Genomic DNA, 15,133 nt, shown 5'->3' on the forward strand with positions numbered 1-15,133 from the left:
TCCGAGTCGCGGCCGAGGCCTTGTGCAGGCGTGGTTGCGCTGCAACATCTGCTTGCGCAACAGCCTGTCTGCATGACCGCGATAGCCGGGGCGTCACGGGGGTGCGTGCTAAAATGCCTGATCAAAAAGGACAATAGACATGATCAGGCAACGTACCCTCAAATCCATCGTCAAGGCCACGGGTGTCGGCCTGCACGGCGGACGCAAGGTGAACCTGACCCTGCGCCCGGCGGCGCCCGACACGGGCATCGTGTTTCATCGCGTGGATCTCGAGCCGCCGCTCACGCTGCCGGCCGACCCGTATGCGGTGTGCGACACCCGCATGTGCTCGGGCCTGGAGCAGGGTGGCCACAAGGTCGGTACGGTCGAGCACCTGATGTCGGCGCTCGCCGGCCTGGGTGTCGACAACCTGCATGTCGACGTCGATGCGCCCGAGATCCCGATCCTCGACGGCAGCTCGGCGCCCTTCGTCTTTCTATTGCAGTCGGCGGGCATCGAGGAGCAGAAGGCGCCCAAGAAGTTCATGCGCGTCAAGAAGGCGGTCGAATATGTCGAAGGCGACAAATGGGTCAGGCTTGAGCCGTATGACGGCTTCAGCCTGTCGTTCTCGATCGTGTTCAACCACCCGGCCATCGACAGCACCTCCACTCGCGTGAAGGTCGACTTCGCCGAGCAGTCCTACGTGCGCGACGTCGCGCGCGCGCGCACCTTCGGCTTCATGCAGGATGTCGAGTTCATGCGCGCCAATGGCCTGGCGCTGGGCGGCAGTCTGGAAAACGCGATCGTCATGGATGAGTATCGCGTGCTCAACGCCGAGGGGCTGCGCTACGCGGACGAATTCGTCAAGCACAAGGTGCTCGACGCGATCGGTGATCTCTACCTGTGCGGCCATCCGCTGCTGGCCGCCTACTCGGCGCACAAGGCCGGCCATGCGCTCAACAACCAGATCCTGCGCGTGCTGCTCGAAGATCAGGAGGCCTGGGAGATCGTCACCTTCGAGAAGGATGCGAGCACACCGGCCGCCGTCTCCCACCAGTTTGCGCCGTTGGCGCAGGCTTTCGCCTGAGCGTCCGCAGATGAAGGTCGCGACCCCATGCTGATCATGCGCCTGCTGCTGCTGCTCGCCGTGCTGGCGATCGGCGGCTCGGTGATTCTGTGGCAGCTCACCGGCAATCCGCGCTACAAGGCCTGGGCGTGGAAATCCTTTCGCGCTGCGGTCGTGGTGATATTCGTCTTCTTCGCCCTGTTCGCGATCGAGCGCGTGCTCGCGCCGATGGTCTGATCCTGTCGTCGCGGCGCTCGTCTACTGGCGGCTGCGGCGCACCAGGCGCTCGAGCGATTCGCGCAGCGGCGAATCGGGCGGCAGGCTTTGCGCGAACTTGCTCAGATTGTCCTTCGCGTCGTTCGACAGGTGGCGCTCGGCAGGTGGCGGGCGCCATTGCACCTGCTCCGGCGTACCCACCTTGACCTTGATGGCCTGCACCGCATGTCCTGCTCGGACCAGGTGCTCGACGAGGCTGGGCAGCATCTGCCGCAGGCGCACGGCCGCCGCGCCGCCGCGCGCGCTGACCGTGAGCGTGCCGTCCTTCAGGTTCGCCACCTGGCATTGGCCGACAAGCTGAGGCGGCAGGCCGCGTTCGAGCGCCCCCTGCAGGCGGCGCAGGCGGGCGGCATGGTCCTGCAGGCGGGCGAGGGCGTCGCCCTGGCCGAGGAAGCGGTGCAGCAGTTGGGACATCGTGCGCGGGCTCGACAAGCGTCATCAGGTGATCGAGTCCGACATGATAAACTGCCGCCTTTGCCGAATTGACGTCGACCCCCAAACATGATCTCCGGCCTGCTCAAGAAAATCTTCGGTAGTCGCAACGACCGCCTCGTCCGCCAGTACTTCCAGACCGTGCGCAGGATCAACGCACTCGAGCCAGAGATCTCCGCGCTGTCCGATGAGGCCTTGCGGGGCAAGACCGCGGAGTTCAAGCAGCGCGTGGCCAACGGCGAAACGCTCGATGCCCTGCTGCCCGAGGCCTTCGCGGTGGTGCGCGAGGCCGGCAAGCGCGTGCATGGCATGCGCCACTTCGACGTCCAGCTCGTCGGCGGCATGGTGCTGCACAACGGCAAGATCGCCGAGATGCGCACCGGCGAGGGCAAGACCCTGGTCGCGACCCTGCCGGCCTACCTCAATGCGCTGTCGGGCAAGGGCGTGCACGTCATCACGGTGAATGACTACCTGGCCAGCCGCGACGCCGAGTGGATGGGGCGGATCTACGGTTTCCTCGGGCTCACCACCGGCTGCAACATGTCACGCATGTCGCACGACCAGAAGCAGGCCGCCTACGCTGCCGACATCACCTACGGCACCAACAACGAGTTCGGCTTCGACTACCTGCGCGACAACATGGTGTATTCGCTCGGCGAGCGCGTGCAGCGCGGTCTGAACTTCGCCATCGTCGATGAGGTGGACTCCATCCTGATCGACGAAGCGCGCACTCCGCTGATCATCTCCGGCCAGGCCGAGGATCACACCGAGCTCTACCTCAAGATGAACCAGGTCGCGCCGCTGCTGAAGAAGCAGGAGGGTGGCCTCAACGACAAGGACGAGGTCATCGAGGCCGGCGACTACACGGTCGACCTCAAGGCCCACCAGGTGCTGCTCACCGAGCAAGGCCACGAGACCGCCGAGCAGATCCTCGTGCGCATGGGCCTGCTCGCCGAGGGTGGTGGGCTTTACGACCCCGCCAACATCCTGCTGGTGCACCATCTCTATGCTGCGCTGCGCGCACATGCGCTGTACCACAAGGACCAGCAGTACGTGGTGCAGAACGGCGAGGTGGTCATCGTCGACGAGTTCACCGGCCGCCTGATGCCGGGCCGGCGCTGGTCGGACGGCCTGCACCAGGCGGTCGAGGCCAAGGAGGGCGTGCGCATCCAGGCCGAGAACCAGACGCTGGCCTCGATCACCTTCCAGAACTACTTCCGCATGTACGGCAAGCTCGCCGGCATGACCGGTACGGCCGACACCGAAGCCTTCGAGTTCCACTCCATCTACAGCCTCGAGACCGTGGTCATTCCGACCAACCGGCCGATGCAGCGCAAGGACGAGAACGACAAGGTCTATCGCACCGCGAAGGAGAAGTGGGATGCGGTGATCGAGGACATCCGCGGCTGCGTCGAGCGTGGCCAGCCGGTGCTGGTCGGTACCACCTCGATCGAGACCAACGAGTTCCTCTCCGGTCTGCTCAAGAAGGCGAAGATCGATCACCAGCTGCTCAACGCCAAGCAGCACGATAGCGAGGCGCAGATCGTCTCCCAGGCCGGTCGTCCCGGCGTGGTCACGATCGCCACCAACATGGCGGGCCGCGGCACCGACATCGTGCTCGGCGGCAACATCGAGAAGCCGGTGGCCGCGCTGCGCGAGGACTCGAGTGTCCCGCCCGATGAGCTCGAGGCCCGCGTCAGTGCCCTGCGTGCCGAGTGGGCCAAGGTGCATGAGCAGGTGCTCGCCGCCGGCGGCCTGCACATCATCGGCACCGAGCGCCACGAGTCGCGCCGCATCGACAACCAGCTGCGTGGCCGCTCCGGCCGCCAGGGCGATCCTGGCTCGAGCCGCTTCTACCTGTCGCTTGAAGATCCGCTGATGAAGATCTTCGCCGGCGAGCGCCTCAACGCCATCATGGTGCGCCTGAAGATGCCCGAGGGTGAGGCGATCGAGCACGCGATGGTCACGCGCTCGCTCGAGTCCGCGCAGCGCAAGGTCGAGCAGCGCAACTTCGATATCCGCAAGCAGCTGCTCGAATACGACGACGTTTCCAACGACCAGCGCAAGGTGGTCTATCAGCAGCGCAACGAACTGCTCGAGAGCGAGGACATCTCCGACACCATCCGCGCCATGCGACAAGGCGTGCTGCACGACATCTTCCGTCGCTATGTGCCGGCCGAGAGCGTCGAGGAGCAGTGGGAGATCCCGGCGCTGGAGCAGGCCCTGCTCGCCGAGTGCCAGCTCAAGCTGCCGGTGGGCGAGTGGGTGAAGGCCGAGCCCAGCCTGGACGACGAGGCCATCCTCGAACGTATCGTGCAGGCGGGCGAGGAGGCCTATGCGGCCAAGACCGCGGTCGTCGATCCGGCGGCGTGGCACCAGTTCGAGCGCAACGTCATGCTGCAGAGCCTGGATACCCACTGGCGCGAGCATCTGGCGGCGCTTGACCATCTGCGCCAGGGTATCCACCTGCGCGGCTATGCGCAGAAAAACCCCAAGCAGGAGTACAAGCGCGAGTCCTTCGAGCTGTTCGAGGGGCTGCTCGACACCGTACGTGCCGACGTCACCAAGATCCTGATGACGGTGCAGATCCGCACCGAATCTCAGCTCGAACAGGCCGAGCCGCCGCAACAGGTCGAGAACGTGAAGTACCAGCACGCCGATTACGACGAGGCGCTTGGCAACACCGAGGCGGGGCAGGGCGGCGCGCAGCCGCAGGTCAATGCCGCGCCCAAGGTCGGGCGCAACGACCCCTGCCCCTGCGGCTCGGGCAAGAAGTACAAGCACTGCCACGGCAAACTCAACTGATCTGCACCGGAGACACGCATGGCCGTCAATCTCGCCACCCCGAACCCTGCCGAACTCCTGCCCGTCCAGGGCGTGCGCCTGGGCGTCGCCGAGGCCGGCATTCGCAAGGCCAACCGTCGTGACCTGACGGTGATCGAGCTCGCCCCCGGCAGCCGTGCCGCGGGCGTGTTCACCCGCAACCGCTTCTGCGCTGCGCCGGTCCAGGTCTGCAAGGCGCATCTGCCTGATGGAGCCGTCCGTGCCTTGGTGATCAACACCGGGGTGGCCAATGCCGGTACCGGCGAATCCGGCGTCGCCAATGCCCAGGCCACCTGCGCTGCGCTGGCTGCGGAGATGGGTATCGACGCCAGCCAGGTGCTGCCTTTCTCCACGGGCGTGATTCTCGAGCCGCTGCCGATGGACCGCCTGGTCGCCGGTCTGCCCAAGGCGCTCGCCGACCTGCGCGCGGACGGCTGGTTCGATGCCGCGCACGCCATCATGACGACGGACACGCTCGCCAAGGCGGTGTCGCGGCAGGTGCAGCTCGGTGGCAAGACCGTGACCCTCACAGGCATCAGCAAGGGCGCGGGCATGATCCGGCCCAACATGGCGACCATGCTTGGCTTCCTGGCCTGCGACGCGGCTGTTTCTCAGCCGCTGCTCGACGCTCTGGTCAGGGAGGCCGCCGACCTGTCCTTCAACAGCATCACCGTCGATGGCGACACGTCCACCAACGACTCCTTCGTGCTCGTCGCTACCGGTGCCGCCGGTAACGATGAGGTCGTCGATGCTGCGAGTGCCGAGTTCGCGGCCCTGCGTGCCGCGATCATCGACGTATCGATCGCGCTCGCCCAGGCCATCGTGCGTGACGGCGAGGGTGCGACCAAGTTCATGAGCATTGCAGTCGAGGGCGGTGCGGATCGCGACGAGTGCCGCAAGGTCGCCTATGCGGTCGCGCATTCACCCCTGGTCAAGACCGCTTTCTTCGCCTCCGACCCCAACCTCGGCCGTATCCTGGCGGCTATCGGCTACGCCGGCATTGACGATCTCGATGTGTCGAAGTTGCGCGTGTGGCTGGGCAACCCCGACGAGGCCGTGCTGGTCGCCGAACACGGTGGGCGCGCAGCCAGCTACGTCGAGGAGGCCGGCTCGCGGATCATGAAGCACGCCGAACTGACGATCCGCATCGATCTCGCGCGTGGCAGCGCAGCGGCCACGGTGTGGACCTGCGATTTTTCCTATGACTATGTCAAGATAAACGCGGACTACCGGAGCTGAATCCCTGCAACGTGCCCCGACCCGCGTGTCTGCGCCGTGACCTGTGTCACTCGCAGTGGCGCAAGGCGTAGCTGTCGGGCAGGACATCGGGGCACAATCGGGTCCTTGGCGTTCGGCGATGTGGCCTGGACGCTGAAGCAATATGTGCTGTGAGGACCTGCATGCGGGCGTATAGGTTACCGGGTGAAGTAGGTGTGAACGCCGTACGCGTACTGGCTGCGCTCGCCGTGGCGCTGCCCCTCGCCGTTCAGGCCAGCAGTGACCCTTTCTTCGACGATATTCCGCTTGTCCTGACGGCTACGCGGCTTGCGCAGTCGCCGCTCGATGCGCCAGCCGCGGTCACGGTGATCGATCGCGAGATGATCGAGGCTTCGGGCTTCACGCGTATTCATGACCTGTTGCGCCTGGTGCCGGGCTTTCTGGTCGCCGATGTGGCGAGTGGCTCGCCTACGGTGGCCAGCCATGGTCTGGGCGACGCCTACGATCGCCGCGTCAAGGTGATGATCGATGGCCGCACGATCAACAGCCCCTTGTGGGGTGACACCAAGTGGGACGGATTGCCCCTGCGGGTCGATGACATCGAGCGCCTGGAGGTGGTGCGTGGCCCCAACGGCGCCGCCTATGGCGTCAACGCCTTCCAGGGCGTGATCAATATCATCAGCCGTTCGCCGGCAACCGAGGTGGGCAAGGCGGTCATCCTGCGTGCCGGCAAGGACGGATTCCACGACTACGGCGTTCGCATCAACGGCAACGGTGCCGGCGTGCTGGACTGGCGGTTGTCGGCTTCGCGCCGCTCGGCGGTGAACTTCGAGCCGCATCTGGAGAGCCGCCCTGGGTTCCAGCGCTGGCACGATGCCGAGAAGATCACCCGGACGGTTGCCAACTTCAGTGCGACCCTGCATGCCACGGGTCGCGATCAACTGGCCTTGCAGTTCGGCGTGAGCGAGGGGCCCAGTTGGCGCGGCAGTCCCGATTACGTCGACTTCCCCTCGCATGTCGAGCGCGACCGTTCGCTGTATCTGCAGGCGGGCTGGGTACGGCAGCTCGACGCCGAGCGCTCGTTGAGTCTGCAGTACTACCATCAGAGCGAGCGCGAGCAGGGTCGGTGGACGGTTGGGCCGTTCGTGTACGACGGTGTTTCCTATCGCTTCGATGCCGACCGTGACAGCGAGGTTCGCCGCGATGATGTCGAACTCCAGTACAGCACGCGGCTGTCGTCTTCGCTCAGCGGCATGCTCGGGCTCGGCGTGCGTGCCGAGCGCGCGCGTTCCTTCAGCCTGCTGGGCAGGCGAGATTGGCTCGACGCCACGCACGGGCAGCTCTTCGGAAACCTGGAGTGGCAGCCGCTCGCAGCCCTGCGGATCAATCTGGGAGGGACGCTCGAGCATCACGACTACAGTGGCCGCCTGTTCTCGCCCCGTTTTGCGGCCAACTATGCACTCGACGATTTCTCTGCGCTCAGGCTTTCCGCGGGGAGGGCCTACCGTGCCCCCAGCCTGATGGAGTCGCGCGCCTTCCAGACCTACCGTGAAGGCGATGTGATCCGCCGCATCCTGTATCGCGCGCAGGGTTCGTTGCAGAGCGAGCGCATGCGCTTCATCGATCTGGGCTACGTCGCGCAGTATGCGCCTCTGGGGATCACGCTCGATACGCGGGTGTTCCGCGAGTATCACGAGCGTTTCATCGATGACCGCAGCTGCAGGACCTTCATCGATGGTTTCGATTTCGACGAATTGCCGGCCGAGTATCGCGAGTTCTGGCGTGCCGAGACCTGTGCAGGAGCTGAAGGACCGGATTTCCAGCCCATTGTCCCCGGACAGAAGGCCTTCTACTTTTTCAATGGCAACGATTTCCGCATGACCGGCGCCGAGTTCACGGTGGACTGGCGTCGTGCGGGCTGGGGGCGGATCGTGCTCTCCCAGGCCTTCGTCCGCATCGACAAGGGCGAGCCTTATACCGATCGGGACATCCCGGATAGTGCGCCGCATGCGACGACCTCGGTGCTGCTCATCAAGGATCTGCCCGACCGCTGGCGGGCCAGCATCGGGTACTACCGCAACGGTGAGTACTACTGGATGAACGGTGGCGATTACATTCCGCGTGGCGACCGTTTCGACCTCAAGCTCGCACGCCGTTTCGGTGCCCCCGGTAGCGAGAGCGAGTTCTCCGTGACTGCCCTCAGCGCGACCGGGAAGTACCCCGATTTCCACAACGGCAAGTACCGCCATCAGCCGTTCCTGTTTGCCACCCTGAGGCTTGGTTGGTGAACACCGAGGACGATCGGGCGCCGCCGCTGCCGGGCCGTCGCCGGCAACACGCGAGGACGGCCGATGCTGTCCGCTGCGCCTTCGTTCGCATGTTCGCCTGCGTGCTGCTGATGCTGTCCCCGATGGCGCATGCGCTCGATCTGGTGCTGCTGGCGCCGGGGGACAAGGGGCCTGCGCAGCAGTTCGTCGAGACGCTGCGCAAGGCGACCAAGCCGGGCGTGCATCGCGTGCGTGAGGTCACCGCGCTCGATGAGGTGGCGCGAGACGGCGTGCTCGAGCGCACGGATGTCGTGATCGCAGCGGGCCGGCAGGCGGTGGAGGCGGCCTTGCGACAGTCCGACCGACCGGTGTTTGCCGTCCTCGTCGGTCAGCGCGACGTCGAACGCTTCAGGCGCGAGTTTCCGCAGCGCAGCCTGGGCGCGATCGTGCTCGACCAGCCGGTGGCGCGACACCTCGCCCTGGTGCGCGCGATCCTGCCTCAGGCGTCGCAGCTTGGTGTCCTGCTTGGGCCCGACAGCCGTTTCGTGGAGCCGATGATCAATCAGGCCGCGACCGCTCAACAACTCGCCCTCGATATCGTGGGTATCGCCGATTCGACCGAGCTTGTCGGCGCGCTGCAGGTCCTGCTGGAGCGTAACGCCGCACTGCTGCCCTTGCCGGACAGCCTGGTGTCCAGCCCGGCGGCGGCACGTGCCATCCTGCTTACCAGTTATCGCCACCGCCGTCCGGTGTTCGCTTTCTCGTCGGCCTACGTCAGCGCGGGCGCGCTTGCGGCGGTGTTCAGCTCACCGGAGCACATCGCATACGACCTCGCCGACCTGCTCAATGCCGGCCTGCACTCTGCCGAGGGGCTGGGCGGGATTCACCACCCTGAGCGCTTCGAGGTGGAGGTGAATCGGACGGTGGCCAAGGCGCTTGGCATCACCGTGCCCGACGAACAGATCCTGCGTGAGCGCATTGCCGGGGGAGGGGCGCGGCGATGAGCTGGATGCGCAAGATTTCGCTCGGCGTCAGGATGGCCCTGATCCTGTTCGTGCCCAGCCTGGCCTTCGTCGTGGTACTTGGCAGCCTGTTTGTCCACCAGAGCCATCGCGAGCTCGACGAGGCCAGCCTGGCACGGGGGCGGGCGATCGTGAGTTTTCTCGGGCCTGCCGCCGAGTACGTCCTCGTGTCGGGCAATCCGGTGGCCCTCGACAGCCTGATGGCACGCGCGCTTGCACAGGCGGAGGTCGCTGCGGTTGCCTTCTACGACGCTGACGGCGAGTTGCTTGGAGTGGCCGGTCAGGGGCTGGTCGGCTTGCCGTCGGCGGCGCGCATGGTCGAGGCCGACGAGGTGGTGGTCGAAGCTCGTGGCGGGCGGCTGCAGTTCGCCACCGCGGTACTGAGCCTGGCGCCGCAGGTGGATGACTATTCGACGCCGCAGCAGGTGTTGCGGACGGAGCGGCTTGGCTGGGTGCAGGTTGATCTGGATGTTACGGCACGTGAAGCGGCCAAGCGGCGCCTGCTGTTGGTTGTTGTCGCGGCCGTTCTGGTGGTGCTCGTGGGGGCGTTGGCTATGGCGTGGCGTCTGGCACGCTCGGTCGGCCTGCCGGTGGCGGCCCTCGTCAAGGCTGTTCGCCGGATGGCGTCGGGTGATCTCGATGTGCGCGTGTCGGCGCAGTCGACGAGCGAGGAGCTGAGGGCGCTCGAGGCCGGCTTCAACGCCATGGCGGATTCGATTGCGCACAGCCAGCAGACGCTGCAGGCACGCATCGAGGAAGCGACGGCCCAGTTGGCACACCAGGCACGCCATGACCCGCTCACCGGACTGCCCAACCGGCGCGCTTTCGAGGAATCGATCGAGCAGGCGGTGTCGATCCACAGGCGCGCAGGCGATGTAGTGACGCTGCTGTACATCGATCTCGATCGCTTCAAGCCGGTCAATGATACTTGCGGCCATGCGGCCGGAGACCGCCTGCTGAGGGAGCTGGCTGGCTTGTTGCGTGCGCGCCTGCGTGCGGAGGATCATGTGTTCCGCATCGGTGGCGACGAGTTCGCGGTGATTTTGCGCGGTTGCGGTCGTGAGGACGCCCACCATATCGCAACTGCGTTGTGCGATGCGGTCGCCGCCTACGAGTTCGTGTGTGCGGGGCGGAGCTTCAAGGTGGGGGCGAGCATCGGCATGGCGCGTATGGAAGGCATGATCAATGACGTTTCCGCGGTGATGCAGGCAGCGGACCAGGCCTGCTACGAGGCAAAGCATGCCGGCCGTGGCCGTGTCATCGAGTACCAGCGCTCTTCGGACTGAGCGCGTTCTGCATGTGCGTGCTTGCCGGAGCAGTGCGGGGGAGTACATTGGGGGAGACGACATGAAGCATATTGGTCGATCCAAGAGCGGGACCCTGGGCATGGCCATGTGCGGCCACGCCGTGTGCGGCCGACGTTTCTCCCAAAGCGCTCGCGTGGTCCGGCGCGCGTTGAGCCTGCTGCTGGCGGCAGGAATGGCGACACCCTTGGTCGGCACTGCGGATGACGGCGTGTTCTTCAGCGCACTTCCGATCGTGGCCTCGGTCAGCCGCTTGCCGCAGCGCCTGGAGGACGCCCCTGGCGCGGTAACGGTGATCGATCGCGCGATGATCCGTGCCTCGGGGGCACGTTCTCTGCATGAGGTGTTTCGCCTGGTGCCCGGCTTCCAGACCTTCACGCCCAGCGACAAGCCGGCGCGGGTCAATTACCACGGCATTACCGACGACACGGACTACTCGCCCCGCGTGCAGGTGCTGGTGGATGGCCGTTCTTTGCATTCGCCGCTCTTTCGCGGCGGTATGAACTGGGAGCTGGTTCCAGTGGCGCTCGAGGACATCGAGCGCATCGAGGTGGTGCGGGGCTCCAATACCGTCTCTTACGGCACCAATGCCTTCCTGGGGGTCATCAACATCGTTACGGTCGAGCCTGCTTTTGCCCAGGGGCTCTCGGTCAGCACACAGCGGGGTAGCGGCGGCGTGCGTGATTACAGCGTGCGGGGCGGCGGCGGTCTGGGTGAAGGCGGCGCCTTCAGGCTGAGCGTCCAGGAGCGTGCCGACGATGGACTGGACCATCGCGACGTGCTGCCAGCCGATCGTGACTGGCGCGACAGCAACCGCAGCAGGCTGTTCGATTTCCGGGCTGATCTGCAGCTCGATGCACGCAGCTTGCTCGAGTTGCAGATCGGTCGCGTCGAGGCGCACCAGCTTGTCGGGCGGCTCAGCATCGCTGCAGACGGCACTGCGATCGGCCCCCGAGCCTCCGACCCGCTGCGGCGTGCGGATCAGTCATCGACCTGGGTGCAGGCGCGCTGGCTGCATGCGCTGTCAGAGTCCGCCGATCTATCCTTACGCTACACCCATCATGTCGATCGGCTCGACGCTGGCTTCGATGTTGCTGGCCGGCCGGAGTTGGGGCGTATCAACCCCAACGGTGGCCGCGGCGTCCGCCATGAATTCGAGGCGCTCCATACCTTCCTCCCCGTGGATTCGTTACGCATGGCCTGGGGGGGGAGTTGGCGCCATGACACGCTCGAGTCGGCGACCATGCTGCATGGAGTTGGTCGTGTCAGCCGCGATGTCGGGCGTCTGTTCGCCAACCTGGAGTGGAAACCGTTGGGTTGGTTTACCGGCAACCTTGGCCTGTCGCACGAGTACGACTCGCTGGCCGGTGCGCATGTGGCGCCACGCGCGAGTGCAAGCTTCCATATCGACGAGCAGAACACCGTTCGCGTTGGTTATGCCAGGGCCTGGCGCACGCCGGGGACGCTGGACTATAAGGCCAGCCAGCTTGCCAGCAACGGGAGCATCGAATGGGCGGGTACCCCGGGCTTGCCCGCCGAGGGGCTGGACAGCTGGGAACTGGGCTACCTCGGCGATTGGCGCGCTGTGCGCATGAGCCTGGACCTGCGTGTCTTCCACGAGCGCGTGTCGGATCGTATCCACCGCATCCGTACGGTGGCGGGTGGGCCGCTGACGGCGCAGGCCGTGCATGAGCTGAAGATCAGGGGCCACGAGCTGCAGTGGAAGTGGCAGCCCGTAGATGCGACACGGATTGTTGTGGGGCATGCCCACATCGACATCGATGCTGACTTCAGCACGCTCGGCAGAACACTGCATGCAGCTGCCGGCAGCCACTTGTTCGGATCTGGCGCCGAGCGCTATTTCGCCCTCTCCGAGCGCTCCGCGCCGCGACGGGCTACCTCGCTGCTGTGGATGCAGCGCTTGCCGATGGGTGTGAGCCTGGCGGTGGCGCGCTACTGGGTGCACGACATCAAGTGGACCCGCAATACCGACACCGACAGCTATCAGCGTACCGACCTGCGCCTGTCCTACCCGTTTTCAGGTTTCGCCCGCGGCGGCGAGATCGCCTATACGGTGCAGTCCCTCAACGGTGCGCATGCCGAGGAACGCATGCAGCGCATCGTCGACCGGCGCCACTGGGTATCCCTGAGCCTGGACTTCTGAGCCGCGCCCGGCGCGGTCTCAGTGCAGGGCGCGTGGCATGGCCAGCATGAATGGCGGAATTTCAGCCTCGAAGCGGTGCTCGTCCTCGGCAAGCATCTGATAGCGCCCGTGCATGGTGCCGACCGGGGTTTCCAGTACGCAGCCGCTGGTGTACTCGAAATGCTCCCCAGGTGCGAGCAAGGGTTGTTCGCCGATCACGCCCTGGCCATGAACCTCCTGCACCTTGCCGTTGCCGTCGGTGATGACCCAGTGGCGGGCAAGCAGCTGTGCCGGCACGGTGCCAAGGTTGCGGATGGTGACGTGGTAGGCGAAGACGAAGTGGTCGTCCTCGGGGCGGGACTGTGCGGTGACGTACTCGGCAACGGCAGTCACCTCGATCTTGTAGCGCTCCGGCGTGCTCACGGTGGTTTGTTCTCTTCTGGGAAGGGGGAGGCGTTAAAATAGCACTTTTGTCCGGAAGCTCCGTCATGTCGAATGCCTCGCCGTCCCCGCTCACCGCTCTGTCCCCGCTCGATGGCCGTTACCACGGCAAGGTGGCCGGGCTGCGCGACCATTTCTCCGAACACGGTCTCATCCGCAACCGCGTCAAGGTCGAGGTTGAGTGGCTCAAGGCGCTTGCAGCCGATGCCGCGCTGGCGGAGATCGCGCCCTTCTCGGTGGCAACCGTGGCTGAGCTCGACGCCGTGGTCGCAGACTTCTCGACCGCTGACGGCGAAGCGGTGAAGGCGATCGAGGCCACCACCAACCATGACGTCAAGGCCATGGAGTACTGGCTCAAGAAGCGCCTGGGACATAACGCCGAGGTGATGAAGGTGTCGGAGTTCATCCACTTTGCGTGTACCTCCGAGGACATCAACAACACCTCGCATGCGCTGATGCTGGCCGAAGGCCGCGACCGTGTGCTGCTGCCCGCGCTCGATGCCGTAATCGCCCGTTTCCGCGAGCTCGCCCATGCCCTGGCCGACCTCCCGATGCTGTCGCGCACCCATGGCCAACCTGCCAGCCCGACCACGCTCGGCAAGGAGATGGCGAATATCGCCGCGCGCCTGATGCGCGTCCGCGCCGCGATTGCCGGCGTCGCGATGACTGCCAAGTTCAACGGTGCGGTCGGTAACTACAACGCCCACCTGTCGGCCTGGCCCGAGTTCGACTGGGAAGGCTTCAACCGCCGCTTCATCGAGTCGCTCGGCCTGAGTTTCAACGAATACACCATCCAGATCGAGCCGCACGACGCGATGGCCGAACTCTTCGACGCCATCGCCCGCGCCAACACCATACTGATCGATGCCTGCCGCGACATCTGGATGTACATCTCGCTCGGCTACTTCAAGCAGAAGCTCAAGGAAGGCGAGGTCGGCTCCTCGACCATGCCGCACAAGGTCAACCCGATCGACTTCGAGAACGCCGAGGGCAACTTCGGCCTTGCCAACGCGGTGCTCAAGCACTTCTCCGAGAAGCTGCCGATCTCGCGCATGCAGCGCGACCTCACCGATTCCACCGTGCTGCGCAACATGGGCGTGGGCTTCGGCCACACCGTGCTCGCGCTCGACAGCTGCCTGCGCGGCCTGGGCAAGCTCGAGGCCGACCCGGCCCGCCTGGCGGCCGATCTCGACGAGTGCTGGGAAGTCCTCGCCGAGCCGGTGCAGACGGTGATGCGCCGCTACGGCATCGAGAACCCGTACGAGCAGCTCAAGGCCATGACCCGCGGCAAGGGCATCACCCGCGAGGCGCTGCAGGACTTCGTTCGCACGCTGGCCATCCCGGCGGAGGCGCGCGACCATTTGCTGGCGATGACGCCGGCGAGCTATGTCGGCAAAGCCGCGGAGCTGGCGCGGCGCATCTGAGAACCCCCCCCTTGCGTGACGTGGGCGCAGCGCCTGCAAAAGCTCGCGGCAGGCGCCGCTCCAACAGCAACGCACCGCGCGCACCAGCCCCCGTGGGAGCGGCGCTAGCCGCGAGGGGTTGAAGGCGATGCTGCGAGACTGCAGAAAGCTCGTGGCTGGCGCCGCTCCCACAACACCTTGCTCACCGTGCCTGCGGTCAGGCCCCTGCATTGAGCGCCCTCACAAAGGAAGGAACACTGAATGTCTTTCGCCGACAACCTGAAAACACTGCCCGGCGTCTCTCATCTCGCCGCGCTCAACCTCATCGATACCGCTGCTGCGGTCGTCGCCACCATCGAGAACAAGCCCGGTCAGGCCGGCTCACTGGTGGTGTACAACCACCTCGCCCAGCTCTACGGCGCGATCAGCCCGGAAGCGGCCAGGAAAGGGCTGGAGCTCTACGCCGAGCACACTGAAGACGCCCGCATCCACCCAGGCAAGCACCCCAACATCGACCGCCTGATCGGTCTCATCGAGCGCGGCGAAACGCTCACGGTCAAGCAGGTTTTTGCAGTTTGAGGGCTGGGGTTACAAGTCGGCACGCGAAGCGCTCTGCTTGTGGCGATCCAGGCGGCCGATCTTGTTCAAGCTCGCGGCCGCGGGGGGCGCCGCTCCCACGCGGTCTTCCGGATACGAGAAAGGCGCCCGCAGGCGCCTTTCTCGTATCCGGAAGACCGCGGGCTCAGACCACCGCCTCTT

General features: G+C 65.6%; 12 protein-coding genes. 10 read left to right on the top strand and 2 right to left on the bottom strand.

From position 1 onward, the window contains the following. Positions 1–139 precede the first annotated feature (139 nt). Together lpxC and B447_RS16220 are read left to right on the top strand one after the other, a co-directional pair. Positions 140–1,066: a UDP-3-O-acyl-N-acetylglucosamine deacetylase gene (gene lpxC, locus B447_RS16215; protein ID WP_002932254.1), complete on the top strand. Its 927-nt coding sequence runs from the start codon at positions 140–142 to the stop codon at positions 1,064–1,066. A 27-nt stretch (positions 1,067–1,093) separates the two neighbouring features. Then, the gene (locus B447_RS16220; protein WP_002942795.1) at positions 1,094–1,282 is read left to right on the top strand and encodes a hypothetical protein; all 189 of its coding nucleotides are present in this window, start codon (positions 1,094–1,096) and stop codon (positions 1,280–1,282) included. Positions 1,283–1,303: 21 nt separating this feature from the next. On the opposite strand, the gene B447_RS16225 is transcribed toward B447_RS16220, so the two are convergent. Next, positions 1,304–1,735, bottom strand: coding sequence for a DUF721 domain-containing protein (locus B447_RS16225; RefSeq protein ID WP_002932256.1), 432 nt, complete (start codon positions 1,733–1,735; stop codon positions 1,304–1,306). A gap of 87 nt (positions 1,736–1,822) precedes the next feature. On the opposite strand from B447_RS16225, the gene secA reads away from it, so the two are divergent. The 6 genes from secA to B447_RS16255 all read left to right on the top strand — a co-directional run bounded on the left by secA (position 1,823) and on the right by B447_RS16255 (position 12,551). Beyond that, complete coding sequence (gene secA / locus B447_RS16230) at positions 1,823–4,558, top strand: preprotein translocase subunit SecA (protein WP_002942796.1); 2,736 nt, start codon at positions 1,823–1,825, stop codon at positions 4,556–4,558. An 18-nt stretch (positions 4,559–4,576) separates the two neighbouring features. After that, on the top strand, positions 4,577–5,815 hold the full coding sequence (argJ, locus tag B447_RS16235; protein WP_002942797.1) for a bifunctional glutamate N-acetyltransferase/amino-acid acetyltransferase ArgJ: 1,239 nt from the start codon (positions 4,577–4,579) through the stop codon (positions 5,813–5,815). A 194-nt stretch (positions 5,816–6,009) separates the two neighbouring features. After that, positions 6,010–8,082 carry a TonB-dependent receptor plug domain-containing protein gene (locus B447_RS16240; RefSeq protein ID WP_002942798.1) on the top strand — a complete coding sequence of 691 codons (2,073 nt, stop codon included), beginning with the start codon at positions 6,010–6,012 and terminating at the stop codon, positions 8,080–8,082. Then, a complete protein-coding gene (locus B447_RS16245; protein WP_002942800.1) occupies positions 8,079–9,065 on the top strand; it encodes an ABC transporter substrate-binding protein in 987 nt (328 codons plus the stop codon). The genes B447_RS16240 and B447_RS16245 overlap by 4 nt, the downstream gene beginning before the upstream one ends. Positions 9,066–9,070: 5 nt before the next feature. Then, on the top strand, positions 9,071–10,369 hold the full coding sequence (locus B447_RS16250; RefSeq protein ID WP_232431653.1) for a diguanylate cyclase: 1,299 nt from the start codon (positions 9,071–9,073) through the stop codon (positions 10,367–10,369). A 193-nt stretch (positions 10,370–10,562) separates the two neighbouring features. Next, on the top strand, positions 10,563–12,551 hold the full coding sequence (locus B447_RS16255; protein ID WP_054967142.1) for a TonB-dependent receptor plug domain-containing protein: 1,989 nt from the start codon (positions 10,563–10,565) through the stop codon (positions 12,549–12,551). Positions 12,552–12,569: 18 nt separating this feature from the next. Here the strand turns inward: B447_RS16255 and apaG are convergent, their stop codons facing one another. Beyond that, positions 12,570–12,953, bottom strand: coding sequence for a Co2+/Mg2+ efflux protein ApaG (gene apaG, locus B447_RS16260; protein ID WP_002932262.1), 384 nt, complete (start codon positions 12,951–12,953; stop codon positions 12,570–12,572). 65 nt (positions 12,954–13,018) lie between these two features. Between apaG and purB the strand changes: the two genes are divergently transcribed. Beyond that, positions 13,019–14,395 carry an adenylosuccinate lyase gene (gene purB, locus B447_RS16265; protein WP_002942804.1) on the top strand — a complete coding sequence of 459 codons (1,377 nt, stop codon included), beginning with the start codon at positions 13,019–13,021 and terminating at the stop codon, positions 14,393–14,395. A 240-nt stretch (positions 14,396–14,635) separates the two neighbouring features. Further along, positions 14,636–14,953, top strand: coding sequence for a DUF2322 family protein (locus B447_RS16270; protein WP_002942807.1), 318 nt, complete (start codon positions 14,636–14,638; stop codon positions 14,951–14,953). The last annotated feature ends 180 nt before the right edge of the window (positions 14,954–15,133 follow it).

Source organism: Thauera sp. 27, from assembly GCF_000310125.2.
Lineage (GTDB): Bacteria > Pseudomonadota > Gammaproteobacteria > Burkholderiales > Rhodocyclaceae > Thauera > Thauera mechernichensis.